The organism is Pseudomonas sp. AU12215, from assembly GCF_001675465.2.
In the GTDB taxonomy this organism is placed as follows: Bacteria; Pseudomonadota; Gammaproteobacteria; order Pseudomonadales; family Pseudomonadaceae; genus Pseudomonas; species Pseudomonas nitroreducens.
The window spans coordinates 63,037-86,492 of record NZ_MACM02000155.1 but is presented as its reverse complement, the minus strand read 5'-3'; the positions used below and the strand labels follow the sequence as shown (position 1 = coordinate 86,492).

Genomic DNA, 23,456 nt, shown 5'->3' with positions numbered 1-23,456 from the left:
ATTTCTGCATTCGGGCACGGAGCCAACATTCACCTGCAGGAGCGAGCTTGCTCGCGAACAAGTCAGCCGGCAGCGCCTGTGCCAAGCGGTTCGCGAGCGAGCTCGCTCCTACATGAGGGCTGTCCTCACAGCTGGCTGGCGATGGCCTTCTCGATGGCGGCCTGCAGCTCGGGGTCATCCGGCTTGGTCAGGCTGGAAAACTCCGCCACCACCTTGCCCTGGCGGTCCACTACGTACTTGAAGAAATTCCAGCGCGGCACCTGGTCGGCCTGCTGGGCGAGATCCTTGAACAGCGGGATCGCCTCGTCGCCGCTGACGTGCTGCACCGAGGTCATGTTGAAGGTCACACCGTAGTTGCCGTAGCAGATCTTCGCGGTCTCGGCGGCGTCCGCGTCTTCCTGCTTGAAATCGTCGGAGGGCACGCCGAGTACTTCCAGGCCCTGGCCCTTGTACTTCTGGTAGACGGCTTCGAGCCCTTTGAATTGCGGGGTGAAGCCGCAGTGGCTGGCGGTATTCACAATCACCAGCGGCTTGCCGGCGTACAGCTTGCACAGGTCGAGCACATCCTTGGAACGCAGTTTGGGCAGTTCGCCCTGGGTCTTGAGCAGCGCCGGGCAATCGGCGGCCTGGGCCGCCAGCGGCAAGAGAAGAGAGAGAGCGAGCAGGGAAAGACGCATGGCAGTGATCCTCGAATTATCCCGTCACGCTACCCCGCACGACGGGCATCAGCAACTGCCCATGCCCAACTGCATCAGCGCGAGGCCACCACGTTGCCAGCCCCACCACGCCAGGCCCGCCAGCGCCAGGCCGAGGCCCAGCACCAGCGCGATCACCACTGGGCGCTTCACGCCGTCCCCAGCGCGGCGCGCTCGACAGGACGCTCGCGCACCGGCCAGTTGAGCAGGCCGGCCAGCAGGCTGAGGAGGATGGAAATCTGCCAGACCAGGTCGTAGTTGCCGGTGTGGTCATACACGTAGCCGCCCAGCCAGCCGCCGAGGAAGGCGCCGATCTGGTGGAACAGGAAGGTGATGCCGCCGAGCATCGACAGGTTGCGTACGCCGAACAGCGTGGCCACCGTGCCGTTGGTGAGCGGCACCGTGGACAGCCACAGCAGGCCCATGGCAATGCCGAACAGGTAGGCAGTCCAGACCGTCAACGGCGCCCAGAGGAAGGCGATGATCACCACGCCGCGCAGCAGGTACAGGCCGGTGAGCAGCTTGGGCTTGCTCATTCGCCCGCCGAGCCAGCCGGCGATATAGGTGCCGAACACGTTGAACAACCCCACCAGCGCCAGCACCGTGGTACCGACGGTGGCCGGCAGGTGACGGTCCACCAGGTATGCCGGCAGATGTACGCCGATGAACACTACCTGGAAGCCGCAAACGAAGAAGCCCAGAGACAGCAGCCAGAAGCCGGAATGCCCCGCCGCCTCGCGCAGCGCCTCGGCCAGGGTTTGCTCGTGCCCCTGCATAGGCAGCGGCTTGTCCTTCATCAGCGCGGCCAGCGGCACGATCAGCGCCACCATCAGGCCGAGGGCGAGCAGCGCGGCAGACCAGCCGAGCCAGCTGATCAGCCCGAGCGTGCCGGGCAGCATGGCGAACTGGCCGAACGAGCCCGCCGCCGCCGAGATGCCCATCGCCATGCTGCGCTGCTCCAGCGGCACCGCGCGGCCGACCGCGCCGAGGATCACCGAGAACGAGGTACCCGACAGGCCAATACCGATCAACAGGCCGGCGCTCATCGACAGGCTGAAGGCCGAATCGGAATAGCCCATCAGCACCAGGCCGATGGCATAGAGGATGCCGCCCACCACCACCGTGCGCATCGCGCCGAAGCGGTCGGCAATGGCCCCGGTGAACGGCTGGGCGATGCCCCAGATCAGATTCTGCAGGGCGATGGCGAAGGCGAAGGTCTCGCGCCCCCAGCCGAATTCGGCGCTCATCGGCGCCAGGAACAGGCCGAAGCCGTGGCGGGTGCCCAGGGACAGGGCGAGGATCAGGGCGCCGGATAGCAGTATCCAGAACCCCGTACGCGACAGCTTCGACATCACTTGCTCCTACACGGGTATATACCCGCTTCTAATCGTTCGTATCCAGTGCACGCTGGCCTGCGCTAGCTCTCCAGCGCGGCCAGTTCATCCAGCAGGGCTTCCAGTTGCCGACGCTTGTCATCGCCCAGGTGAACCGCTACATCCTGCTGCGCCGCGTCCCAGGCTTCGCCGCCGCGGACAATGCGTTCCAATCCTGCGGGAGTCAGCGCGACGATGCGGTTGCGCAGGTCCTCACCCTCTTCCAGCTTCACCAGGCCGTCGGCTTCCAGCGGCTTGAGGTTGCGCCCCAGGGTGCTGCGGTCCAGGCCCATGGCCTCGGCCAGGTCGGAGATGCTCGGCTGCTCCAGCCGCGACAGATGTCGCAACAGGGAAAACTGCGCAGTCGTCAGCCCGACGCCTTTCAAGGCATCGTCGTAGACGCGGGTCACGGCACGGGCCGAGCGGCGCAGTTTGGTACAGAGACATTGGGTAGTCAGCATGGGATACGTGTATATACCCGCAATCGCTCAAGCGCAATGGCCGATGCGGCCGATTGTCCCATCTGCCAGCGCCCGGCGTTGGCGCAGCCAAGGGCACCGCATCGCGCCAGCCGTATAACTGCGGCCATCCAGCCCCGCGATTTCGGCGGGGCGCATCACGGTCCGAGGTCCCCGATGCCCGTCTACAAAGCCCCGCTGCGCGACACCCGTTTCCTGCTCAACGAAGTCTTCGATTTCCCCGGCCACTACCAGAACCTGGTGAATGGCGGCGAAGCCACGCCGGACATGGTCGATGCCATCCTCGGCGAATGCGCCAGGCTCTGCGAAGAGGTGATCGCCCCGCTCTACCACAGCGGCGACGAGGAAGGGTGCCACCTGGAGAACGGCGAAGTACGCACGCCCAAGGGTTTCAAGGAAGCCTACGACGCCTACATGGCCGGCGGCTGGCAGGGCCTGTCGCACCCGGTGGAATATGGCGGCCAGGGCCTGCCGATGAGCCTGGGCGCGCTCAAGCAGGAAATGCTGGGCACCGCCAACTGGCCGTTCTCCATGTACCCGGGCCTGTCGCTGGGCGCGATGAACACCGTGATGCAGCACGGCACCGAGGAGCAGAAACACACCTACCTCACCCCGCTCACCGAAGGCCGCTGGGGCGGCACCATGTGCCTCACCGAGCCGCAGTGCGGCACCGACCTGGGCCAGGTGAAGACCCGCGCGGAATCCAACGCCGACGGCAGCTACGCCATCACCGGCACCAAGATCTTCATCTCCTCGGGCGAGCACGATCTCACCGAGAACATCGTGCACATCGTCCTCGCCCGCCTGCCGGATGCACCGAAAGGCACGCGCGGCATCTCGCTGTTCATCGTGCCCAAGTTCCTTCCAGGCGAAGGCGGCTCCCTCGGCCCGCGCAACGGCGTGAGCTGCGGTGCGCTGGAGAAGAAGATGGGTATCAAGGCCTCGGCCACCTGCGTGATGAACTTCGACGGCGCCACCGGCTACCTGATCGGCGAGCCGAACAAGGGCCTGGAATGCATGTTCACCTTCATGAACAGCGCGCGCATCGGCACCGCGATCCAGGGCGTGGCCACCGCCGAGCTGGCCTACCAGGGCGCGCTGGCCTATGCCCGCGAGCGTCGCTCCATGCGTGCCCTTTCCGGCACCAAGGAGCCGGGGGAGATCGCCGACACGCTGATGCACCACGGCGATGTGCGCCGCATGCTGCTGACCCAGAAGGCCGTGGCCGAGGGCGGCCGCGCGCTGATCTACCTGGCCACCCAGTACGCCGACAAGATGATCCAGGGCCTGCTGACCAACGATAACGCCGAGTACGACCGCTGGGACGACAAGCTCGGCTTCCTCACCCCGATCCTCAAGGGCTGCCTGACTGAACTGGGCCTGGAGAGCGCCAACCTCGGCATGCAGGTGTTCGGCGGCCACGGCTACATCAAGGAACACGGCATGGAGCAGATCGTCCGCGATGCGCGGATCGCCACGCTCTACGAGGGCACCACCGGCATCCAGGCGCTGGACCTGCTCGGCCGCAAGGTGCTGCTGATGACCCAGGGCAAGGCCGTACGCGACTTCACCCGGCAAGTGGCGAAATTCGCCGTCGACCTGCTCAAGCAGGAACCGGCCATGCGTGGCCGCGCGCTCACGCTGCTCAAGCTCTGCGCGCAGTGGAACATCCTCACGCTGCGCATCGCCCTCACCGCCCGCAAACAGCGCGACCTGGTGAGCACCGCCAGCCACGAGTATCTGATGTTCTCCGGCTACGCCGCGCTGGCGTATTCCTGGGCGCTGCAGGAAGCCGCCGCACGCAAGCGCCTGCGCCAGGGCGGCAGCGAGTCGAGCGACTTCTACAAGGCGAAGATCGCCACCAGCGACTTCTACTTCGCCCGCCTGCTACCCCGCGCCAAGGGGCACGCGGCGGCGATGGCCAAGCCGGTACGGTCGATCATGGGGTTGAAGACGGAGCATTTCGCGTTCGATTGATGCTAGGCACAGCTATCCCGCTCTCCCATGGGAGAGCGGGAGTGAAGGCATTTTGTACTCGCGAACAAGCTTCCCGGGAGCAGCGGTGCCCTGCAGTTCGCGAGCAAGCTCGCTCCTACACAAACAGCCCACGCGCCTATCCGTTGGCCTCTAGAGCGCCAACGCCACCAGCACCGCGCACTCGATCATCTCCAGCATCGCCCCGGCGGTATCCCCGGTGGTGCCGCCCAGGCGGGCGATGAAGCGGCTGCGCAGCCAAACGAACATCACCAGCGCGACCGCCAGCGCCAGCATGCCGGTCAAGCCCACCAGCACCATCAGTGCGGCGTTGGCCGCCAGCATCCACGGCATCGCACCGCGCGGCAGGTGATCGGCCAGCGCCTGGCCCAGGCCGCCCTTGCGCGCGTAATCGGTGGTGTAGAACAGCAGCGGCAACGCGCAGCGACCCAGCCAGGGCGCCAGCAGCAAACCCCAGTGCTGGTGGTTGCCGAGAATGGCGGTGATCGCCGCGAACTTCAGCAGCAGCAACAGCACCAGGGCGACCACCGCGGCCGGGCCGCAGCGCGGGTCCTTCATGATTGCGAGCGTGCGTTCGCGGTCGCCCAACCCGCCGATCCAGGCATCCGCCGTGTCGGCCAGGCCGTCGAGGTGCAGCGCGCCGGTGAAGGCCACCCACACCAGAAGGATGAGTGCCGCCTGCAACAGCAGGTGCACACCGCTGAGCAACTCTCCCATGGCGAACAGCACCGAACCGATCAGCAGGCCCGCCAGCGGGTAATACAGCGTCGCGCGGCCGAACTGCTGCGGCGTCGGCATGTGCCCCAGGCGCACCGGCAGGCGAGTCAGGAACTGCAACGCTACCAGCGGCAGGCACCAGTCACTGAGCTGGGCGGCGCGCGCGTCTTCGCCACTCGCTTCAGCAGGCGGCTCGGGGGCTTCCTGGTCGCGTTCCGGGTGCAGGTTGTTCATCAGAGGTCGACTTATGGTTGCGCCTTTTGGATACGCCAGCCATCACCCTCGCGGGTCACGTCCAGCACCATACATTCGCCGTGGGCCACCACCACTTCCAGCAGACGCTTCGCCGGCAGGCCGCTGGCCAGGGCGCCGAACAGGCGCATCACACCGCCATGGGTGACGACCAGTACGGAAGATCCGGCATGGGCCTGGTAGAGCCGCTCCAGCGCCGCAAAGACGCGGGATTCGAAGTCGCCCATGGCCTCGCCGCCCGGTGGAGGGAAAGCGTAGGGATCGTCCCAGAAGCGTCCGAGCGCCTGCGCATCCGTCTCCATCAGCTTAGCTGGCGAAATGCCTTCCCACTGGCCGAAATCCAGCTCCTGCAAGCCTGGCTCAAAGCCCAGCGGCAGGCCGTGGCGCGCCGCCAGCTCCCGAGCGAAGGCCGCGCAACGCTGCAACGGCGAGCTGACCAGCGCCGCCCAGCGACATTCGTCGCCCACCGCCGCGCGCATCTGCGCCCAACCGCTCTCGGTCAACGCGTCGTCCAGCCGTCCGCGAAAGCCACCGCCGCGCTCGGTCTCGCCGTGGCGCAGCAATTCCAGCCGCAGCGTCATGCCGGGCGATCCGATACCGCCGCTTCGGCGAAGGTCGCCATCTCGCTGTGCAGCCGGCAGGCCTGGCGCAGCAGCGGCACTGCCAGCGCCGCGCCACTGCCCTCGCCCAGGCGCAGGCCAAGGTCCAGCAGCGGCTGCGCGTTGAGCGCGGCCAGCACACGATTGTGCCCCGGTTCGGCACCGGCATGGGCGAACAGCAGCCAGTCGCGGCAGGCCGGATTCAGATGAATCGCGCACAGCGCGGCAGTGCTGCAGATGAAGCCGTCCACCAGCACGGCAATACCCTTCTGCGCACATGCCAGGTAGGCGCCGACCAGTGCAGCAATCTCGAAGCCGCCCAGGCGGCACAGCGCTTCGAACGGTTCGTCGCAGTGGGCGCGGTGCAGCGCCAGCGCGCGGTCGATCACCTCGACCTTGCGGGCGACACCCTGCGAGTCCAGCCCCGTGCCGGGGCCGACCAGCGCGCGGGCCGGTTCGTCGAGCAGCGCGCAGGCCAGCGCAGCGGCGGCACTGGTGTTGCCGATACCCATCTCGCCGCCGATGAACAGCTCGGCGCCGGCCTGTTGCGCGCGGCGCACGGACTCGCGGCCGGCTTCCAGGGCGATCAGGCATTGCGCGGCGGTCATCGCCGGCTCCTTGGTGAAGTTCGCCGTACCGGCGCCGACCATCACGTGCAGCACACCCGGCAGCGGCTCCAGCGGCGTTGCCGTGCCGAGGTCGATGACCTCCAGGCGCGCATCGAGGTCGCGCGCCAGCACGCTGATCGCCGCGCCGCCGCGCACGAAGTTGCGCAGCATCTCGACCGTCACTGCCTGCGGATAGGCCGATACGCCCTCGGCCACCACCCCGTGGTCACCGGCGAACAGGGCGATCCAGACATGCTCCAGGCCCGGCCGCTCGCGGCCCTGCAGGCCGGCCAGGCGGATGGTTTCCTCTTCCAGCCGGCCCAGTGCGCCACGCGGCTTGGTCAGTTGGTCCTGACGCGCGGCGGCTTTGTCCTGCGCCACGCGATCGATCGGTTGGGTGCCTTGCAGCCACCATTGCAGACTCATAACGCTTCCCCCTTCAACACCATGGGCAGGCCGGCGACGGTGAACACCACGCGCTCGCTGACCTCGGCCAGGGACTGGTGCAACCAGCCGGCCTCGTCGACATATCGGCGGCTGAGCTCGCCCATCGGCACCACGCCCAGCCCGGTTTCGTTGCTGACCAGAAGGATGCGCCCCGGCAGGTGCGGCAGCGTTTCCAGCAGCGCGTCGATCTCGCCACGCAGGCGCCAGCCGTCTTCATGGATCAGCAGGTTGGTGACCCACAGGGTCAGGCAATCCACCAGCACGCAGTGGCCGGGGGCGGCCAGGCGCTCCAGTGCGTCGGCCAGGGCCAGCGGTTCTTCCACCAGGCCCCAGTGTTCCGGGCGGCGCTCGCGGTGCTGGAGAATGCGCGTGGACATCTCGCCGTCGCCGGCCTGGGCCGTGGCGACGTAGGTGACCGGCAGGCCGCTGTCCTGCGCCAGGCGCTCGGCCAGGCGGCTCTTGCCCGAGCGGGCGCCGCCGAGAATCAGTTCAAGCATGGGTTCCCGCTCCTACGAAAGACAGTTTCAGAGCCCACACAGCCGCCTCAGTTTCTCGGTATCCAGATGCGCCTCGACCTGGTCGGCCAGACGCTCGATGTCGCGCTCGCGCAGGGCGTGGTAATCGATCTGCTGCACCTCGTGCAGCCCCGCCCAGCGCAACAGTGCGGCGCTGGACGCGGAGGACTCGAACAGCCCGTGCAGATAAGTGCCCATCACCTGGCCATCGTCGCTCAACGCGCCATCGGCACGGCCATCGCTCAGGCGCACGGCGAGATTGGCCAGCGCCGGGCCTCGGGTGACGCCAGCGTGAATCTCGTAACCACTCACCGCAGCATCTTCCAGCGCCAGCCGGCCACTGACGTTGCGCAACTGCTTCTGCGGCTCCAGCACGGTGAGCAGGTCCAGCAGGCCGAGCCCCTCGCTCTCCCCCGCCGCACCTTCCAGCCCATGCGGATCGGCCAGAGTACGGCCGAGCATCTGCAGGCCACCGCAGATACCCAGCACCTTGCCGCCGTAGCGCAGGTGGCGCTGGATCGCCGCTTCCCAGCCCTGCGCGCGCAGGAAAGCGAGATCAGGACGCACGCTCTTGGAGCCGGGCAGGATGATCAGGTCCGCCGGTGGGATCGGCTGGCCAGGGCCGACGAAGGTCAGCTCCACCTGCGGGTGCAGGCGCAGCGGATCGAAATCGGTGTGGTTGCTGATGCGCGGCAAAACCGGCACGACGACCCGCAGTCGCTCGCCGGTCTTGGCGGCCTGGCGGGTGTCGATGGCATCCTCGGCTTCCAGGTGGAAGTCCATCAGGTACGGCAACACGCCCAGCACCGGCACGCCGGTGCGCTCCTCCAGCCAATCGAGGCCGTTCTGCAACAACGCGATATCGCCGCGGAAACGGTTGATGACGAAGCCCTTTACCCGCGCCCGCTCGCTCTCGGAGAGCAGCTCCAGGGTGCCCACGAGGTGGGCGAACACGCCGCCACGATCGATATCGGCGATCAGGATCACCGGGCAGTCCACTGCCTCGGCGAAGCCCATGTTGGCGATGTCGTTGGCGCGCAGGTTGATCTCCGCCGGCGAGCCCGCACCTTCGACCATCACCACCGGGTACTGCGCGCTCAGGCGCTGGTGGGACTCGAGCACCGCCTGCATCGCCACGCGCTTGTAGTCGTGGTAGGCCACCGCGTTCATGCTGGTGACCGCGCGGCCATGGATGATCACCTGGGCACCGGTGTCGCTGTTGGGCTTGAGCAGCACCGGGTTCATGTCGGTGTGCGGCGCCAGGTGGCAGGCCTGCGCCTGCACCGCCTGGGCGCGTCCGATTTCGCCGCCATCGGCAGTCACCGCACTGTTGAGCGCCATGTTCTGCGGCTTGAACGGCACCACCGCCACGCCCTGGCGGCGCAGCCAGCGGCACAACGCCGTCACCAACGTGCTTTTGCCGGCATCCGAAGTGGTGCCCTGCACCATCAAGGTCGCGCTGTGTGCGCTGGGCAACGTCACCGCAGGCTCTCCATCTGGTTGAAGGTGCGCAGGCCATGCTCCAGGCGCTCCCAGCCCTTCTCGTCCGGCGGCAGACCGAAGCGCAGGCTGCCGGGCGTCTCGAACAGGCGCACGAGAATCCCCTGGCGCGCCAGATGGTCGCGCAGCGCGTGAGCACGCATGGACACCACCCACTGGAACAGCGACGTGCCGCCCTGGGGCGCGAAGCCGTGTTCGCCCAGCAGGCCGGCCAGGCGCCGGCTCGCCTCGTTGAGGTCACGGCGCCGCTGGATCTGTTCCTGGAACTCCCCCAGCACCGCCTGGGCAACCCAGCGCGTGGGGCCGTTGACCGCCCAGGGGCCGAGCAGCTTCGCCAGGCTTTCCAGCAGGCGCGGTTCGGCGAAGGCGAAGCCCAGCCGCGCACCGGCCAGGCCGAAGAACTTGCCGAAGGAGCGCAGCACGATCAGCCCCGGACGGCTGGCGCAACTGGGCGCCAGGCTGTGCTCGGGAGTGCAGTCCATGAAGGCTTCGTCCACCACCAGCCAGCCGCCACGTTCCTGCAGGCGCGCGTGCCATTCCAGCAGCACACCGGCCTCTATGCGCTTGCCCGTGGGGTTGTTCGGGTTGACCACCACCAGCACGTCGAAACGCTCCAGGTGATGGGGGACTTCCTGGTCGCTGACCTCTCGCAGGATGTGCCCGGCGGCACGCCAGGATTCGGCGTGCTCGGCGTAACAGGGCGAAACCACGCCGACCTTGCCCGGTCGGCGCAAGCGCGGCAGCAGCTGGATCGCCGCCTGGCTGCCGGGTAACGGCAGCAGCTTCTCGGCACCGTAGTAGCGCCGCGCGGCGGCTTCAAGGCCGTCGCTGTCCTCGGGCAGGCGCATCCAGGCCGCCGCCGGCACGCTGGGCAACGCCCAGGGCCAGGGCGAAATGCCGGTGGACAGGTCCAGCCACTCGGAGAGCGGAATTCCGTACTGCTGCGCCGCTTTGCGCAACCGGCCGCCATGTTCGAGCATCAGAGCACTCCCAGAATCAGGATGATCAGCAACCACAACAACACTCCCTGACGCACCAGGGCAAGCGCGCACCAGATATCCACGGCAGTCGGCGCCGGGCCTTCGCCCAGCTGCGGGCGTTCGTGGAGCTCGCCGTGGTAGCGGGCGGAGCCGCCGAGCGAAACGCCAAGAGCCCCCGCGCCGGCGGCCATCACCGGGCCGGCGTTGGGGCTGTCCCATTTTGGCGCCTGTGTGCGCCAGCAGCGCAGGGCCAGCCGGGTGTGGCCCAGCAGCGCGTAGGTCAGCGCCACCAGCCGGGCGGGAATGTAGTTGAGCCCATCGTCGATCTTCGCCGCGGCCCAGCCGAACCGTTCGAAGCGCGCATTGCGGTAGCCCCACATGGCATCGAGGGTGTTGCTCAGGCGGTAGAGCACCACGCCCGGAGCACCCGCCACGGCGAACCAGAACAGCGCAGCGAAGACCGCGTCGCTGCCATTCTCCAGCACCGACTCGGTGGCCGCGCGGGCCACCGCGGTTTCGTCCAGCTCGGCAGTTTCGCGGCTGACCACGTAACCCACGCGCAGGCGCGCTTCGTTGAGGTCGCCACTACGCAGCGCCAGCACCACCGGATCGGCGTGCTCGCCCAGGCTGCGCAGCCCCAGGGCGGCGTACAGTGCCAGCACCTGCACGATCCAGCCGACGTAAGGCAGCAGGCTTAGCAACAGCGCGATGAGGGTCAGCGGAATGACCGCGATGATCCATGCGGTGACGCCATGGCTGCGCCAGCCGAGGCCAGGGGTGTCGCTTCCGGCATCGGCGCGGGAGCGATTGAACCTTCGCTCCAGCCGGTCCGCCAACCGCCCGAACGCCACCAGCGGATGCCAGCGTTTCGGCTCGCCCAGCAGGGCGTCCAGCGCCACGCCGAGGACGCTCAGCAAGGCCAGGCTCATGCCTTCTCTCCCCAGCGGTTTTCGAACACCAGCTCGTCCAGCGAGCGCGGCTGGCGCCAGCCCTCCAGGGCCAGCATAGGGGCGGGATAGAACGCGCTGACCGGCCCCAGGCAGATCACCGCAACCGCCTCGGCACCGTCCGGAAGGCCAAGCAGGTCGCCGAGCGCGGCAGGATCGAACAGCGACACCCAGCCCATGCCCAGCCCTTCCGCGCGCGAAGCCAGCCAGAGATTCTGGATGGCACAGGACAGCGAGGCCAGATCCATGTTCGGCAGTGTGCGACGGCCGAAGACATGCGCCTCGCGGCCGTCCATCAGCGCAGCCACCAGCACCTCGGCGCAGTCGAGCACGCCCTCGACCTTCAGCTTCATGAATTCGTCGGAGCGCTCGCCCAGCGCTTCGGCGGTACGAATGCGCTCCTCTTCCACCAATTGGTGGATCGACTGGCGCACGTCCCTGGACGTCACGCGGATGAAGCGCCAAGGCTGCATCATGCCGACGCTCGGCGCCTGGTGTGCGGCTTCCAGCAGGCGCGCGAGCAATTCGGGCGCCACCTCGCCACCGTTGAAATGACGCATGTCGCGGCGCTCGGCGATGGCGCGGTAGAGCGCGGCGCGTTCCTCGGGGCTGTAAGCGTGATCGGTCATGGTCTGAAGAGTGCGGCTGCGGCATCCGGATCGGATGGCAGGTAGAAGTGGATGTAGGACGCCGTGAGCCGGCCACGCCGGAACACGGCCTCGGCCACCGGCTTGTCGTTCGGGCAGACGCCACGGGCCAGCGGTACTTCAGCACTGTCGAGCAACGAATGGTGGAAGGTGTGCCCGCGCAGAGTGCCCTCTGGCAGCGTCACGGCCTGCAATGCCAGCGCGGCGAGACGCTTCTGCATGCGCGCCTCACCCGGCAGCAGGGCCAGCAGCTCCGCGCGTTCGCCGGCCACGTCGGTCAGGGCATCGAGCAGATAGAGCATGCCGCCGCACTCGGCGAGGATCGGCTTGCCCCTCTCGTGGTGGGCGTGAATCGCCTGGGCCATGGCGCGATTGTCGGCCAGCGCTTGCAGGTGCAGCTCCGGGTAGCCGCCGGGCAGGTAGAGGCTGTCCACCTCCGGCAGCGATGCGTCACGCAGCGGCGAGAAGAACACCAGTTCGGCGCCCAGCTCACGCAACAGATCAAGGTTGGCCTGATAGAGGAAGGCGAAGGCGTTGTCCCGCGCCACGCCAATGCGCACGCCGTCGAGGCGGGAAGACTCGCTACGCGGTTCGGGCGCGGCGAAGCTCACCGGCGCCGGCAACTCGGTGCTGGCGCTGGCGGCCAGGGCATCGGCGGCGGCGTCCAGGCGCGCGTCGAGGTCCGCCAGTTCGCCGGCCTGCACCAGGCCGAGGTGACGGCTGGGCAACTCGACCTCGGTGTCGCGCGGCAATGCGCCATACCAGCGAATCCATTCCGGCAGGCTGTCACGCACCAGGTCACGGTGGCGCTGGCTGCCGATGCGGTTGGCGAGCACGCCGGAGAACGGCAGGTCGCGCTGGTAGGTGGCCATGCCGACGGCCATCGCGCCGAAGGTCTGGGCCATGGACTGGCCATTGATCACCGCCATCACCGGCACGTTGAAGCGCCGCGCCAGATCGGCGGCCGAGGGCGAGCCGTCGAACAGGCCCATCACGCCTTCGATGAGGATCAGGTCGGCCTCACCGGCTGCCTCCCAGAGCAACCGGCGGCTTTCGCCCTCGCCGACCATCCACAGGTCCAGCTGATAAACCGGTGCGCCGCTGGCGCGGGCGAGGATCATCGGATCGAGGAAGTCCGGGCCGCACTTGAACACCTGCACCTTGCGCCCGAGGCGCGTGTGCAGGCGCGCCAGGGCGGCGGTCACGGTGGTCTTGCCCTGCCCGGAGGCGGGGGCAGCGATCAGCAGGGCGGGGCATTGGCGCGCATCGAGCATCAGGAGCACTCCGCCACAACGAAGGGCATCAGAACTCCACCCCTTTCTGCGCCTTGATGCCAGCCTTGAAGGCATGTTTCACCAGGCCCATCTCGGTCACGGTATCGGCGGCCTCGACCATGGCCGGTTGCACGCCTCGGCCGGTGGCGACCACATGCTGCATCGACGGGCGGGCGGCAATGTCGGCGAGCACGGTGTCCAGCTCCAGATAGCCGTGCTTGAGGGCGATGTTCACCTCGTCCAGCACCACCAGGCCTATCTGCGGATCGGCCAGCAGTTGCCGTGCCACATCCCAGGCCGCCTGTGCCTTGGCGATATCGCGCTGGCGGTCCTGGGTTTCCCAGGTAAAGCCTTCGCCCATGACATGGAAGCTGACTTCCTCGGGGAAGCGGCGGAAGAACGCCTCCTCGCCGGTGGTCGCAGCCCCCTTGATGAACTGCACCACCCCGACCTTCATGCCGTGGCCCAGCGCGCGGGCGACCATGCCAAAGGCCGAGCTGCTCTTGCCCTTGCCGTTGCCGCTGTTGACCAGGAACACTCCGCGTTCGCCCTGGGCCTGGGCGATCTTCTCGTCGATCACCGATTTCTTGCGCTGCATGCGCGAACGGTGGCGTTCGTCCTTTTCAGGGGATTCAGTCATGGGGTTTGCCTCTAGAAAGGGAGCGCGCAGGCGCCAGCTCGCCGGCCGGGCGGCAGCGAGCGGAGAATGGGATGGGCAGGAACGAACCGCCGGCGTGCGTAGGCGCCATGCGGTAAAAGCCGCTCGGCGCGAAAGCCGTCGGCTTGGGAAACAGGGAATTCACCTGAAGGATTCTCCGCCGCTCTCACCCGCGCGGCACTGACCAGTCGGGGCAGGCGGAGGACGGCAACGCGCGGCGCACATGGCCTGCGTCGACAGCGCCTCCCGCGATGCCATGCGATGCAGCAGGCCGGTCTCCGGGCTTGCGAGTGGAAGCGCATGGCGTTTCCGAAAGAACCGCGCCTTCCCATGCCAGTGGCACAGTGGCGGATGCGGTTCGAAGCTCGCTTACCGTTGCGGGGGCAGCGCCGGAATGCTCGATTGCGCATCGAATTCACCGGCTTCCCTGTTTCACCCTCGACTTGCGCCTCGGGCACCTGTAGCAGGCGCGCAGCTTAGTGGCTGGCGGGCTGGGGCGTCAATTGAACAGACTGTCGCCGGGGGCCGCCCGTAGAACCGCCGAGGTTCTATAAAGGGTCACACAAGTCAAGTGGTCAGGCCGCTCAACTTCGCTAGAATGCGAATCATGACGACGACTGCCCAACCCGGCCAGCTTCAGCTCGACACCTCCGCGACCCCGTCCCTGATGCACATCAGCGGCGACTGGACACTCGCGCACTTCGCCTCGCTGCAAGCCCAGGTCGCCGCCCAGCGCAGCGCCGAGGCCCCCGCGGAGCTGGATTTCGCCGGCCTTGGCGCGCTGGATACCGCCGGCGCCGCGCTGCTCGCCGAGATCATCGGCGGCGCGCGCATGAGCCAGCTCGACCAGATCGCCCGCAACCTCCCCGCCGAACGCCAGGCGCTGCTGCGCACGGTGGGCAGCGCGATCACCCAGTGCCGGCTGGACGAGAAAGGCCCGGCACCGGGCAACGCACTGGCCGACGTACTGGAGCGCATCGGCGTCGCCACCCTGACGTTCAAGGACCACCTGATCGGCGTGCTGGGCTTCATCGGCCTGACCCTGCAAACCCTGGTGCGCAACCTGTTCCGGCCGCGTCGCTGGCGGTTGACCTCGCTGGCCGCGCACATGGAGGAAACCGGCCTGGACGCCGTGCCCATCGTCGCCCTGCTCACCTTCATGGTCGGCGCGGTGGTGGCCTTCCTCGGCGCCACGGTGCTGCAGAAATTCGGCGCGGCGATCTACACGGTCGACCTGGTGGGCTTCTCCTTCCTGCGTGAATTCGGCGTGCTGCTCACCGCAATCCTGCTGGCCGGCCGTACCGCCAGCGCCTTCACCGCACAGATCGGCTCGATGAAGGCCAACCAGGAGATCGACGCCATCCAGGCCCTGGGCCTCGACCCCGTGGAGCTGCTGGTGCTACCGCGCGTGCTGGCGCTGCTGCTGACCCTGCCGATGCTGACCTTCCTGGCGATGCTCTCCGGCATCTTCGGCGGCGGCGTGGTCTGCGCCCTGAGCCTGGACATCTCGCCGCGCATGTTCCTCTACATGCTGCAGAACGACATTGCCGTGCAGCACTTCCTGGTCGGCATCGTCAAAGCCCCGGTATTCGCCTTCATCATCGCCGTGATCGGCTGCCTGGAAGGCTTCCGCGTCAGCGGCAGCGCACAGTCGGTGGGCGAGCACACGACTTCCAGCGTGGTCCAGTCGATCTTCGTGGTGATCCTGCTGGATGCGATGTTTGCGCTGTTCTTCATGGAGATGGGCTGGTGAGCGAACCGATCATCGTCGTCCGCGACCTGGCCAACCGCTTCGGCACCCACGCCGTGCACGAGCATCTCGACCTCGATGTGATGAAGGGCGAAATCCTTGGCGTAGTCGGCGGCTCGGGCACCGGCAAGTCGGTGCTGCTGCGCAGCATCATCGGCCTGCGCCAGCCCAGCGAAGGCAGCGTCCACGTGTTCGGGCAGAACCTGCCGGCGCTGCCGCCGCTGGAGCGCTCGAAGCTCGAACGGCGCTTTGGCGTGCTGTTCCAGAATGGCGCGCTGTTCTCCTCGCTGACCGTGAGCGAGAACATCTGCCTGCCACTGATCGAGCACGCCGGCCTGTCGCGCAGCGACGCCGAGTTCATGGCCAAGGTGAAGATTTCCCTCGCCGGCCTGCCGCCGGACGCGGGGGCCAAGTATCCGGCCGAACTGTCCGGCGGGATGGTCAAGCGCGCCGCGCTGGCCCGCGCCCTGGCGCTGGACCCGGACATCCTGTTCCTCGACGAGCCCACCGCCGGCCTCGACCCCATCGGCGCGGCGGCCTTCGACCAACTCATCCTGACCCTGCGCGACGCCTTCGGTCTCACCGTGTTCCTGGTCACCCACGACCTGGACACCCTCTACACCATCTGCGACCGCGTCGCCGTGCTCTCGCAGAAGCGGGTGCTGGTGGTCGGGCCGCTGGACCAGGTCGCCCAGACCGACGACGCCTGGGTACAGGATTATTTCCACGGCCCACGCGGCCGTGCCGCGCTGCAGGCCACCGAACACCTGCGGGAGGAAAGCTGAATGGAAACCCGTGCCCATCACGTACTGATCGGCCTGTTCACCCTGGTCGTGTCGATCGGCGCGCTGCTCTTCGCGCTCTGGCTGGCGCAATCGAGCAACGACCAGCGCTACAAGATCTACGACGTGATCTTCAGCGAGGCGGTGACCGGCCTGTCCGAAGGCGGCACCGTGCAGTACAGCGGCATCCGCGTCGGCGACGTGGTCTCCCTGCGCCTGGACCCGAACGACCCGCGCAAGGTCCGCGCGCGCATCCGCGTCTACGACAGCACGCCGATCCGCGAGGATACGCGCGCCAAGCTGGCCCTCACCGGCGTCACCGGCCAGGCCATCATCCAGCTCTCCAGCGCCGGCCAGGACAGCCCGCCACTGGAAGCCAAGGATGGCGGAATCCCGGTGATCAAGACCATCCCGTCGCCCTTTGCCAAGCTGCTGGCCAACGGCGAGGACATCGCCACCAACATCAACAACCTGATCAACAACGTGAACCGCATGTTCTCCCAGGAGAACGTCGACCGCATCAGCCGCACCCTGGACCACATCGACCAGGCCACCGGCGTGGTCGCCGAGCAGCGCGACGATATCCGCAAGACCGTGCAGGAACTGGCAGCCGCCAGCGAGCAGGCGCGCCTGACCTTCGCCAACGCCAGCGCGATGCTCGAACAGGCCAACCGCACGCTGGGCAGCCGCGGGCCGGCGCTGCTCGACGATACGCAGAAGACCCTGAGCGCTCTGCGCAACAGCAGCGAGCGCGTGGAAAAGCTGCTCGACAGCAACTACGACTCGGTGAACGGCGGCCTCAACGGCCTGGGCGAGATGGGCCCGGCGATCCGCGAACTGCGCTCCACCCTGGAAGACCTGCGCGGCGTCACCCGCCGCCTGCAGGAGAATCCCACCGGCTACCTGCTCGGCCGCGAACGCAACAAGGAGTTCCAGCCATGACCGCCCTTCCCCGCCTGCTCGCCGCCGCCCTGGTCAGCCTGTTGGGCGCGTGCTCGATCCTCCCGGAAGCGGAAAGCCCGGACTTCTACCTGCTGCCGGCCACCCAGCAACCCGTGCGCGGCAACACGGCGGTAAACTGGTCGCTGCGGGTCAGCGCGCCTACCGCCAGCCTGGTGCTGGACAGCAACCGCATCGCCGTGGTCCCGCAGGGCAACCAGTTGAGCAGCTACCAGGGCGCACGCTGGAGCAACCGCGCGCCGGGCCTGTTGCGTGATCGCCTGCTCGACGCCTTCACCGCCAACGGCAGCATCCGCGCCCTGAGCAGCGACGAAGCCAGCCTGCAGGCCGACCTCGACCTGACCGGCGAACTGCGCGCCTTCCAGAGCGAGTACCAGAACGGCAAGCCAGTGATCCACATCCGCTACGATGCCCGCCTGGTGCGCACCCTCGGCCAGCGCATCGTCGCCTCGCGCAGCTTCGAGGTCAGCCAGCCGGTGGACGGCAAGCAGGTGCCCGAAGTGGTCAGCGCCTTCGGCAAGGCCGCCGATCAGCTTTCCGCGCAGGTCGTGGAGTGGACGTTGCAGCAGGGACAGCAGCAGAAGTTCACACCGCCAGCCCCATGAGAGGACTCAGCGACAGTGGTAAGGGCTTTCGCCCTCCAGCTCCTGGTCCGTCTCCACGTCCTTGATGGTGACGATGGCCTTCGGATAGACCGAGCACAGTGAGTTGCGCACGGTGTAGATGCCGCTGCCATGGGCGAGGAACTTGCCGTTGCTCAGGGCCTTGCCGGACTCGTCATGGGCGCTGACTTCGTAGTTGCCGGTCATGGTGATGCAGCCGGCGAGCGCCAGCAGGGAAAGGATAGGAACGAGGACTTTCATGGATTCTCCTTGGACGCGAGGCGCTCCTTCAACCAGGTTGCAGGACCGCGCGAGTGTCAATCCGTGACGGGTTCGCGAAAGCGGGAAATGGCCAGCCAGCATGGCAGGGCCGCTGCGGATACGACCGACGCCGGTTGCCGCAGTTCAGCCAGCGCCCCCGCAAGAGTGCTGGCTGAAGGTATTTCTGACGAGAGGCTGCCTCAGCGCTTGCCCATCGAGCGACGCGAGCCGCGCGGGTGCGGCGGGCGATACTCAGCCTTGTCGTGCGCCTTGCGGTGCTGGTAGGCGGAAGCGGCCTGCTTCTGCGCAGCAAGCGCAGCCTTGGCCAATTCTGCCAGGGAGAGCGAAGGTTGTTCCTGGGTGTTGTCCGCGTTTTCGTCGCGCGGCGGCTGCTGGGAGGACGTCATGGGGTAACCGGATAGAAAGAGTTTGACCGGCGCACATGATAGCCGAAGCACAGGCTTCCCGGCTGCAGTCCGCTCGGAGGAATCTCGCGAGCGGCAAGGCGTGGTCTGGCGAATTGTCCGTCAGCTCGGCGGGAAGAGAGTTCCCGGACGGTTTACATACTCTGTCGCTTCCCGCTCGGTGAGCACCCATATCTGGCTGATGCGACTGTCCAGGCCGACCTTGATGCCGACGAATTTTCCGGTGATGTTGGGTAACAGGCCGTAAACCATGAATCGGTTGTTCTCATCACGGATACGCACCGAAACGGACAATGGATAGCTGACGGTCCTCTTGTACAGCCCCAGCGTCATGACCCGGCGCAGCAGACTCGGTTTCGGTCGCTTCAAGGTGATCACCGGATACACCGCACTGTCGACGAAGCCCACCATCATCCCCGAGGGAATCACCCGGTCGGCCAGTGCCGGGCTGCTCAGCCCCAGCATCAGGGCCAGTGCGCCGAGCAACCGGAGTGTCCAGCGTTGCAACGAAGCGCATGAAGGTACTGCTGAAGTCATCGGATTTCCCGCCCTGGTTTTCCTGTTTTCGTTATCGCCCGGTTGAAGACTCCGGATCTGAGCGTGGAGCGTAGCGGTTCGCCGAGCCGCTGTCCGCACATTGATTCACAGCCTCCGGAGATTCCCATGGCGAGATGGCGGATCGTCACGCGACATTCCCGTGCAGCCCGGCGTCAAGCGGCCGCTCGGCACATTGCGAGAGGACTTGCCGCGCTCTATCGTGACGAATCCGCTGCCATACCGAGAATCCTTCATGAGCGCCCTTCGCGAAGCCCTCGCCCGCTTTCCCCGCCTCGACCTGGCCGGCGGCCCGACGCCGCTGGACAAGCTGGAACGGCTGTCCACTTCCCTGGGCCGCGATCTGTATGTGAAACGCGACGACACCACACCCTTCGCCCTGGGCGGCAACAAGGTGCGCAAGCTCGAATTCCTCGCCGCCGATGCGCTTAAGGTCGGCGCCGATACGCTGGTCACCGCTGGCGCGATCCAGTCCAACCATGTGCGCCAGACCGCCGCCGCCGCGGCGAAGCTCGGCCTGTGCTGCGTGGCGTTGCTGGAAAACCCCATCGGCACCGAGGATCGCAATTACCTGAGCAACGGCAACCGCCTGCTGCTGGACCTGTTCGGCACCGACATCGAACTCGTGCCCAACCTCGATAGCGCGGACGAGCGGCTGGCACAAACCGGTGAACGCCTGCTCAGCGAGGGTCGCAAGCCTTACATCGTACCCATTGGCGGCTCCAACGCGCTGGGGGCCCTGGGCTACGTACGCGCCGGGCTGGAGCTGGCCGAGCAGGTTCGGGCCAGCGGCCAGGAGTTCTCCGCCGTGGTACTCGCCTCGGGAAGCGCCGGTACCCATGCCGGCCTTGCGATCGCACTGGCCGATGTGCTGCCGCAGCTGGACGTGATCGGCGTGACCGTTTCGCGCACCGATGCGGCACAAAGGCCAAAGGTGGAAGGACTGGTTGAGCGCACGCTGCAACTGCTCGGCCACGAAGCGCAGGCGGTGCCGACCGTGCATTTGTGGGACCAGTACTTTGGCCCGCGCTACGGCGAAGCCAATGCCGGGACGCTCGATGCGATCCGCCTGCTGGCAAGCCAGGAAGGCCTGCTGCTGGACCCTGTCTACACCGGTAAGGCCATGGCGGGATTGCTCGACGGCATCCGCCAGGATCGCTTCGTAAAACCCGGACCTATCCTGTTCCTGCACACCGGCGGGTCGCCGGCCTTGTTCGCCTATCATTCGTCGACCTGACCTACATACCATCCAGAACTAGGCATGTAATTTTTTATTATTTTATTGCATAACGATTCTGCCCATATAGTCGCCACGCGTTGACTAACCTGCTTAAAACACCAAAAACGGGGACCACCATGACCTTCTCCGCACTGCGACGTCATTTCCTGCTTGCCAGCCTGACCCTCACCCTCGGCGCCGGCCTCTTTGGCCAGGCCCAGGCCGCCGACGACCTGCTCGCCCAGATCAAGGAAAAAGGCCAGGTGCGCGTGGGCCTGGAAGGCACCTACCCGCCCTTCAGCTTCCAGGACGAAAACGGCAAGCTCGCCGGCTTCGAAGTGGACTTCTCCGAACTGATCGCCAAGGAGCTGGGCGTCACCGCCAAGCTGCAGCCGACCAAATGGGATGGCATCCTCGCCGCGCTGGAGTCCAAGCGCCTGGACCTGGTGATCAACCAGGTGACCATCTCCGAAGAGCGCAAGAAGAAGTACGACTTCTCCGAGGCCTATACCGTTTCCGGCATCCAGGCGCTGGTGCGCAAGGGTGACGAAGGCAAATACGACTCGCCGGAGAAACTCGCCGGCGTGAAAGTCGGCGTGGGACTGGGCACCAACTACGAGCAATGGCTGCGCGAGCACGTGCCGCAAGCCGACGTCCGCACTTACGAAGACGACCCGACCAAATTCCAGGACCTGCGCAGCGGCCGCATCGACGTGATCCTGGTGGACCGTCTGGCCGCCTTCGACATGGTCAACAAGACCAAGGGCGCCATGGCCCTGACCGGCGCACCCTTCGCTCGTCAGGAAGCCGGCATCGCCCTGCGCAAGGGCAACCCCGAATTGCTCGCGGCGCTGAACAAGGCCATCGAGAAATTCCGCGCCGACGGCACGCTGAAGAAACTCTCGGAGAAATGGTTCCAGGCTGACGTCACCCAATGATCGAGGAAAGCCTGCAGCTTGCGCTGGATTCCGCGCCCTTCCTGCTCAAGGGCGCGATCTTCACAGTAGTCCTCAGCGTAGGCGGCATGTTCTTCGGACTGCTGCTCGGATTCGTACTGGCGCTGATGCGCCTGTACGGATTCACTGCCATGCGCTGGCTGGCACGCATCTACGTGTCGTTCTTCCGCGGCACGCCATTGCTGGTCCAGCTGTTCATGATCTATTACGGCCTGCCCCAGGCCGGCATCGAACTCGACCCTCTGCCGGCGGCGCTGATCGGCTTCTCGCTGAACATGGCCGCCTATGTCTGCGAAATCCTCCGCGCCGCCATCGGCTCCATCGACAAGGGCCAATGGGAGGCCGCCGCCAGCATCGGCATGACCCGCGCCGAGACCCTGCGCCGGGTGATCCTGCCGCAGGCCGCGCGCACCGCCCTGCCGCCGCTGGGCAACAGCTTCATCTCGCTGGTCAAGGACACCGCCCTGGCCGCCACCATCCAGGTCCCTGAACTGTTCCGCCAGGCCCAGTTGATCACCGCGCGCACCTTCGAAGTCTTCACCATGTACCTCGCCGCCGCACTGATCTACTGGATCCTCGCCAGCATCCTGTCGCACCTGCAGAACCGCCTGGAAGACCGGGTCAACCGCCACGACCGGGAGCAAGATGCATGATCGAAGTCCGCCAGCTGACCAAGCAGTTCCGCGGCCAGGAGGTGCTCAAGGGCATCGACCTGACCGTCCAGCCCGGCGAAGTGGTCGCGATCATCGGCCCCAGTGGGTCGGGCAAGACCACCCTGCTGCGCTGCCTGAACCTGCTGGAGGTGCCCAACGGCGGGACCATCCAGGTCGGCGACATCCTCATTGACGCCTCGCGGCCGCTCAGCGGCCAGCAGGGGCTGATCCGCAAGCTGCGGCAGCACGTGGGTTTCGTCTTCCAGAACTTCAACCTGTTTCCCCACCGCACCGCGCTGGAGAACGTGGTGGAAGGCCCGATCATCGTAAAGAAGGAACCGCGCGCCCAGGCCATCGAGCGCGCCCGCCAGTTACTGGCAAAGGTCGGACTGGCCGGTAAGGAAGATTCCTATCCCAAGCGCCTCTCCGGCGGGCAGCAGCAGCGCGTCGCCATCGCCCGCGCCCTGGCCATGCAGCCGGACGTGATTCTCTTCGACGAACCGACTTCGGCACTGGACCCGGAGCTGGTCGGAGAGGTCCTGGCGACCATCCGCGGCCTGGCCCAGGAAAAGCGCACCATGGTCATCGTCACCCATGAGATGAGCTTCGCCCGCGACGTCGCCAACCGGGCGATCTTCATCGACAAGGGCGTGATCGTCGAACAGGGCGATGCCAAAGCGCTGTTCGCCCACCCGAAGGAAGAGCGCACCCGCCAGTTCCTCAGCAAATTCCTCGATCAGGGCGACAGGCACGCCGCCGAATAGAATCGAATTAATCGATCTATATCTGCCGATATTTGCGCTTTTTTATCGATCATCTGCGAGAGAAGATAGTCCCATGAACCGCGCGGACTGGCCCACCGGCCAGCCGCGCCCCACGAGGACTAAGTCATGATCGAACGCAGACCCTTCCAGCAACTCGGCGGCGCCAACCACGGCTGGCTCAACGCCAAGCACCACTTCTCCTTCGCCGAGTACTACGACGCCGAGCGTATGGACTGGGGTAACCTCCGCGTCTGGAACGATGACGAAATCGCCGCGGGCACCGGCTTCCCACCGCACCCGCACCGCGAGATGGAAATCATCACCTACGTCCGCCAGGGCGCGATCACCCACCAGGACAGCCTGGGCAACAAGGGCCGCACCGAAGCGGGTGACGTGCAGGTAATGAGCGCAGGCTCTGGCATCGTGCACTCCGAGTACAACCTGGAGAAGGACGTCACCAAGATCTTCCAGATCTGGATCATCCCCTCGATCCGCGGCGGCACGCCGTCCTGGGGCGCCAAACCCTTCCCGAAGGGCGATCGCGCCGGGCGCTTCGTAACCCTGGCCAGCGGCTATGAAAACGACGCCGACGCCCTGCGCATCCGCGCCGAAGGCCGCCTGGTCGCCGCCACCCTGAAGGCCGGCCAGACTGCCGAGTACGAGCTTGGCGGCAATCGCCGGGCCTATCTGGTTCCGGCGGTGGGCAAGGTCGAGGTCAACGGTATCGAGCTACTGGCCCGTGACGGCGCCGCAATCGCCGATGAAGCCGTGGTGAAGGTCACCGCACTCGAAGACAGCGAAGTGATTCTGGTGGATGTTGCCTGACCCAGGCCGCAGTAACGA

At 66.7% G+C, this 23,456-nt stretch carries 27 protein-coding genes and 1 riboswitch; of the genes, 10 read left to right on the top strand and 17 right to left on the bottom strand.

Features of this window, described 5'->3' with window-relative positions:
- Positions 1-125: 125 nt before the first annotated feature.
- From A9513_RS24175 to A9513_RS24165, 4 genes are all read right to left on the bottom strand, one after another.
- Complete coding sequence (locus A9513_RS24175) at positions 126-677, bottom strand: glutathione peroxidase (protein WP_065085790.1); 552 nt, start codon at positions 675-677, stop codon at positions 126-128.
- 48 nt (positions 678-725) lie between these two features.
- Positions 726-848: a hypothetical protein gene (locus A9513_RS36615; RefSeq protein WP_255302887.1), complete on the bottom strand. Its 123-nt coding sequence runs from the start codon at positions 846-848 to the stop codon at positions 726-728.
- Positions 845-2,038, bottom strand: coding sequence for an MFS transporter (locus tag A9513_RS24170; protein WP_089285744.1), 1,194 nt, complete (start codon positions 2,036-2,038; stop codon positions 845-847). Before A9513_RS24170 ends, A9513_RS36615 begins: the two co-directional genes overlap by 4 nt.
- Positions 2,039-2,112: 74 nt before the next feature.
- Complete coding sequence (locus A9513_RS24165; RefSeq protein ID WP_024764565.1) at positions 2,113-2,529, bottom strand: MarR family winged helix-turn-helix transcriptional regulator; 417 nt, start codon at positions 2,527-2,529, stop codon at positions 2,113-2,115.
- A gap of 174 nt (positions 2,530-2,703) precedes the next feature.
- Between A9513_RS24165 and A9513_RS24160 the strand changes: the two genes are divergently transcribed.
- Positions 2,704-4,524 carry an acyl-CoA dehydrogenase C-terminal domain-containing protein gene (locus tag A9513_RS24160; protein ID WP_065085788.1) on the top strand — a complete coding sequence of 607 codons (1,821 nt, stop codon included), beginning with the start codon at positions 2,704-2,706 and terminating at the stop codon, positions 4,522-4,524.
- A 150-nt stretch (positions 4,525-4,674) separates the two neighbouring features.
- On the opposite strand, the gene A9513_RS24155 is transcribed toward A9513_RS24160, so the two are convergent.
- The 10 genes from A9513_RS24155 to cobO are packed head-to-tail and all read right to left on the bottom strand — an operon-like array spanning position 4,675 to position 13,668.
- Positions 4,675-5,493 (bottom strand): adenosylcobinamide-GDP ribazoletransferase, encoded by an 819-nt coding sequence (locus tag A9513_RS24155; protein ID WP_176707277.1) that lies wholly within the window; start codon positions 5,491-5,493, stop codon positions 4,675-4,677.
- 11 nt (positions 5,494-5,504) lie between these two features.
- Entirely contained in the window at positions 5,505-6,092 is a 588-nt protein-coding gene (cobC, locus tag A9513_RS24150) for an alpha-ribazole phosphatase family protein (RefSeq protein ID WP_024764568.1), read from the bottom strand.
- On the bottom strand, positions 6,089-7,144 hold the full coding sequence (cobT, locus tag A9513_RS24145; protein ID WP_038803293.1) for a nicotinate-nucleotide--dimethylbenzimidazole phosphoribosyltransferase: 1,056 nt from the start codon (positions 7,142-7,144) through the stop codon (positions 6,089-6,091). The genes cobC and cobT overlap by 4 nt, the downstream gene beginning before the upstream one ends.
- Positions 7,141-7,662 carry a bifunctional adenosylcobinamide kinase/adenosylcobinamide-phosphate guanylyltransferase gene (gene cobU / locus A9513_RS24140; protein ID WP_024764569.1) on the bottom strand — a complete coding sequence of 174 codons (522 nt, stop codon included), beginning with the start codon at positions 7,660-7,662 and terminating at the stop codon, positions 7,141-7,143. Before cobU ends, cobT begins: the two co-directional genes overlap by 4 nt.
- 27 nt (positions 7,663-7,689) lie before the next feature.
- Positions 7,690-9,129 carry a cobyric acid synthase gene (locus A9513_RS24135; protein WP_065085805.1) on the bottom strand — a complete coding sequence of 480 codons (1,440 nt, stop codon included), beginning with the start codon at positions 9,127-9,129 and terminating at the stop codon, positions 7,690-7,692.
- 29 nt (positions 9,130-9,158) lie between these two features.
- A complete protein-coding gene (cobD, locus tag A9513_RS24130; RefSeq protein ID WP_065085787.1) occupies positions 9,159-10,160 on the bottom strand; it encodes a threonine-phosphate decarboxylase CobD in 1,002 nt (333 codons plus the stop codon).
- A complete protein-coding gene (cbiB, locus tag A9513_RS24125) occupies positions 10,160-11,089 on the bottom strand; it encodes an adenosylcobinamide-phosphate synthase CbiB (RefSeq protein ID WP_065085786.1) in 930 nt (309 codons plus the stop codon). Before cbiB ends, cobD begins: the two co-directional genes overlap by 1 nt.
- On the bottom strand, positions 11,086-11,736 hold the full coding sequence (gene bluB, locus A9513_RS24120; protein WP_065085785.1) for a 5,6-dimethylbenzimidazole synthase: 651 nt from the start codon (positions 11,734-11,736) through the stop codon (positions 11,086-11,088). The genes cbiB and bluB overlap by 4 nt, the downstream gene beginning before the upstream one ends.
- Positions 11,733-13,028: a cobyrinate a,c-diamide synthase gene (locus tag A9513_RS24115; protein ID WP_024764574.1), complete on the bottom strand. Its 1,296-nt coding sequence runs from the start codon at positions 13,026-13,028 to the stop codon at positions 11,733-11,735. Before A9513_RS24115 ends, bluB begins: the two co-directional genes overlap by 4 nt.
- Positions 13,029-13,056: 28 nt before the next feature.
- A complete protein-coding gene (gene cobO, locus A9513_RS24110) occupies positions 13,057-13,668 on the bottom strand; it encodes a cob(I)yrinic acid a,c-diamide adenosyltransferase (protein WP_024764575.1) in 612 nt (203 codons plus the stop codon).
- Between the two features lie 269 nt (positions 13,669-13,937).
- Positions 13,938-14,163: riboswitch (cobalamin riboswitch) on the bottom strand.
- Positions 14,164-14,293: 130 nt separating this feature from the next.
- Here cobO and A9513_RS24105 point away from each other — a divergent pair.
- The 4 genes from A9513_RS24105 to A9513_RS24090 are packed head-to-tail and all read left to right on the top strand — an operon-like array spanning position 14,294 to position 17,783.
- Positions 14,294-15,439 carry an ABC transporter permease gene (locus A9513_RS24105; protein WP_065085784.1) on the top strand — a complete coding sequence of 382 codons (1,146 nt, stop codon included), beginning with the start codon at positions 14,294-14,296 and terminating at the stop codon, positions 15,437-15,439.
- Positions 15,436-16,221, top strand: a complete 786-nt coding sequence (locus A9513_RS24100; protein ID WP_024764577.1) for an ABC transporter ATP-binding protein — start codon at positions 15,436-15,438, stop codon at positions 16,219-16,221. Before A9513_RS24105 ends, A9513_RS24100 begins: the two co-directional genes overlap by 4 nt.
- Entirely contained in the window at positions 16,222-17,160 is a 939-nt protein-coding gene (locus A9513_RS24095) for an MlaD family protein (protein WP_065085783.1), read from the top strand.
- Positions 17,157-17,783, top strand: a complete 627-nt coding sequence (locus A9513_RS24090; RefSeq protein WP_024764579.1) for an ABC-type transport auxiliary lipoprotein family protein — start codon at positions 17,157-17,159, stop codon at positions 17,781-17,783. Before A9513_RS24095 ends, A9513_RS24090 begins: the two co-directional genes overlap by 4 nt.
- Before the next feature lie 6 nt (positions 17,784-17,789).
- Here the strand turns inward: A9513_RS24090 and A9513_RS24085 are convergent, their stop codons facing one another.
- The 3 genes from A9513_RS24085 to A9513_RS24075 form a co-directional block, all read right to left on the bottom strand.
- Positions 17,790-18,041 (bottom strand): hypothetical protein, encoded by a 252-nt coding sequence (locus tag A9513_RS24085; protein ID WP_024764580.1) that lies wholly within the window; start codon positions 18,039-18,041, stop codon positions 17,790-17,792.
- A gap of 200 nt (positions 18,042-18,241) precedes the next feature.
- Entirely contained in the window at positions 18,242-18,448 is a 207-nt protein-coding gene (locus A9513_RS24080; protein WP_024764581.1) for a hypothetical protein, read from the bottom strand.
- 120 nt (positions 18,449-18,568) lie between these two features.
- Positions 18,569-18,931: a hypothetical protein gene (locus A9513_RS24075; RefSeq protein WP_037007137.1), complete on the bottom strand. Its 363-nt coding sequence runs from the start codon at positions 18,929-18,931 to the stop codon at positions 18,569-18,571.
- A 325-nt stretch (positions 18,932-19,256) separates the two neighbouring features.
- Between A9513_RS24075 and A9513_RS24070 the strand changes: the two genes are divergently transcribed.
- The 5 genes from A9513_RS24070 (at position 19,257) to A9513_RS24050 (ending at position 23,438) form a co-directional block, all read left to right on the top strand.
- A complete protein-coding gene (locus tag A9513_RS24070; RefSeq protein WP_065085782.1) occupies positions 19,257-20,258 on the top strand; it encodes a D-cysteine desulfhydrase in 1,002 nt (333 codons plus the stop codon).
- Between the two features lie 119 nt (positions 20,259-20,377).
- Complete coding sequence (gene tcyJ / locus A9513_RS24065; RefSeq protein ID WP_065085781.1) at positions 20,378-21,178, top strand: cystine ABC transporter substrate-binding protein; 801 nt, start codon at positions 20,378-20,380, stop codon at positions 21,176-21,178.
- On the top strand, positions 21,178-21,849 hold the full coding sequence (gene tcyL, locus A9513_RS24060) for a cystine ABC transporter permease (protein WP_176707279.1): 672 nt from the start codon (positions 21,178-21,180) through the stop codon (positions 21,847-21,849). The genes tcyJ and tcyL overlap by 1 nt, the downstream gene beginning before the upstream one ends.
- Positions 21,846-22,613, top strand: coding sequence for an L-cystine ABC transporter ATP-binding protein TcyN (gene tcyN / locus A9513_RS24055; protein WP_024764586.1), 768 nt, complete (start codon positions 21,846-21,848; stop codon positions 22,611-22,613). The genes tcyL and tcyN overlap by 4 nt, the downstream gene beginning before the upstream one ends.
- 126 nt (positions 22,614-22,739) lie before the next feature.
- Positions 22,740-23,438, top strand: coding sequence for a pirin family protein (locus A9513_RS24050; RefSeq protein ID WP_024764587.1), 699 nt, complete (start codon positions 22,740-22,742; stop codon positions 23,436-23,438).
- Positions 23,439-23,456: the final 18 nt, after the last annotated feature.

Coding starts and splice junctions, on each gene's coding strand:
- cobC (WP_024764568.1), bottom strand. CDS start 6,092: ATGACGCTGCGGCTGGAATTGCTGCGCCACGGCGAGACCGAGCGCGGC.
- cobD (WP_065085787.1), bottom strand. CDS start 10,160: ATGCTCGAACATGGCGGCCGGTTGCGCAAAGCGGCGCAGCAGTACGGA.
- A9513_RS24165 (WP_024764565.1), bottom strand. CDS start 2,529: ATGCTGACTACCCAATGTCTCTGTACCAAACTGCGCCGCTCGGCCCGT.
- A9513_RS24155 (WP_176707277.1), bottom strand. CDS start 5,493: ATGAACAACCTGCACCCGGAACGCGACCAGGAAGCCCCCGAGCCGCCT.
- bluB (WP_065085785.1), bottom strand. CDS start 11,736: ATGACCGATCACGCTTACAGCCCCGAGGAACGCGCCGCGCTCTACCGC.
- cobO (WP_024764575.1), bottom strand. CDS start 13,668: ATGACTGAATCCCCTGAAAAGGACGAACGCCACCGTTCGCGCATGCAG.
- A9513_RS24080 (WP_024764581.1), bottom strand. CDS start 18,448: ATGACGTCCTCCCAGCAGCCGCCGCGCGACGAAAACGCGGACAACACC.
- A9513_RS24085 (WP_024764580.1), bottom strand. CDS start 18,041: ATGAAAGTCCTCGTTCCTATCCTTTCCCTGCTGGCGCTCGCCGGCTGC.
- A9513_RS24115 (WP_024764574.1), bottom strand. CDS start 13,028: ATGCTCGATGCGCGCCAATGCCCCGCCCTGCTGATCGCTGCCCCCGCC.
- A9513_RS24095 (WP_065085783.1), top strand. CDS start 16,222: ATGGAAACCCGTGCCCATCACGTACTGATCGGCCTGTTCACCCTGGTC.
- cbiB (WP_065085786.1), bottom strand. CDS start 11,089: ATGAGCCTGGCCTTGCTGAGCGTCCTCGGCGTGGCGCTGGACGCCCTG.
- A9513_RS24075 (WP_037007137.1), bottom strand. CDS start 18,931: ATGCTGGGGCTGAGCAGCCCGGCACTGGCCGACCGGGTGATTCCCTCG.
- A9513_RS24070 (WP_065085782.1), top strand. CDS start 19,257: ATGAGCGCCCTTCGCGAAGCCCTCGCCCGCTTTCCCCGCCTCGACCTG.
- A9513_RS24160 (WP_065085788.1), top strand. CDS start 2,704: ATGCCCGTCTACAAAGCCCCGCTGCGCGACACCCGTTTCCTGCTCAAC.
- cobT (WP_038803293.1), bottom strand. CDS start 7,144: ATGAGTCTGCAATGGTGGCTGCAAGGCACCCAACCGATCGATCGCGTG.
- tcyJ (WP_065085781.1), top strand. CDS start 20,378: ATGACCTTCTCCGCACTGCGACGTCATTTCCTGCTTGCCAGCCTGACC.
- cobU (WP_024764569.1), bottom strand. CDS start 7,662: ATGCTTGAACTGATTCTCGGCGGCGCCCGCTCGGGCAAGAGCCGCCTG.
- A9513_RS24105 (WP_065085784.1), top strand. CDS start 14,294: ATGACGACGACTGCCCAACCCGGCCAGCTTCAGCTCGACACCTCCGCG.
- A9513_RS24050 (WP_024764587.1), top strand. CDS start 22,740: ATGATCGAACGCAGACCCTTCCAGCAACTCGGCGGCGCCAACCACGGC.
- A9513_RS24090 (WP_024764579.1), top strand. CDS start 17,157: ATGACCGCCCTTCCCCGCCTGCTCGCCGCCGCCCTGGTCAGCCTGTTG.
- A9513_RS24175 (WP_065085790.1), bottom strand. CDS start 677: ATGCGTCTTTCCCTGCTCGCTCTCTCTCTTCTCTTGCCGCTGGCGGCC.
- tcyN (WP_024764586.1), top strand. CDS start 21,846: ATGATCGAAGTCCGCCAGCTGACCAAGCAGTTCCGCGGCCAGGAGGTG.
- A9513_RS24135 (WP_065085805.1), bottom strand. CDS start 9,129: ATGGTGCAGGGCACCACTTCGGATGCCGGCAAAAGCACGTTGGTGACG.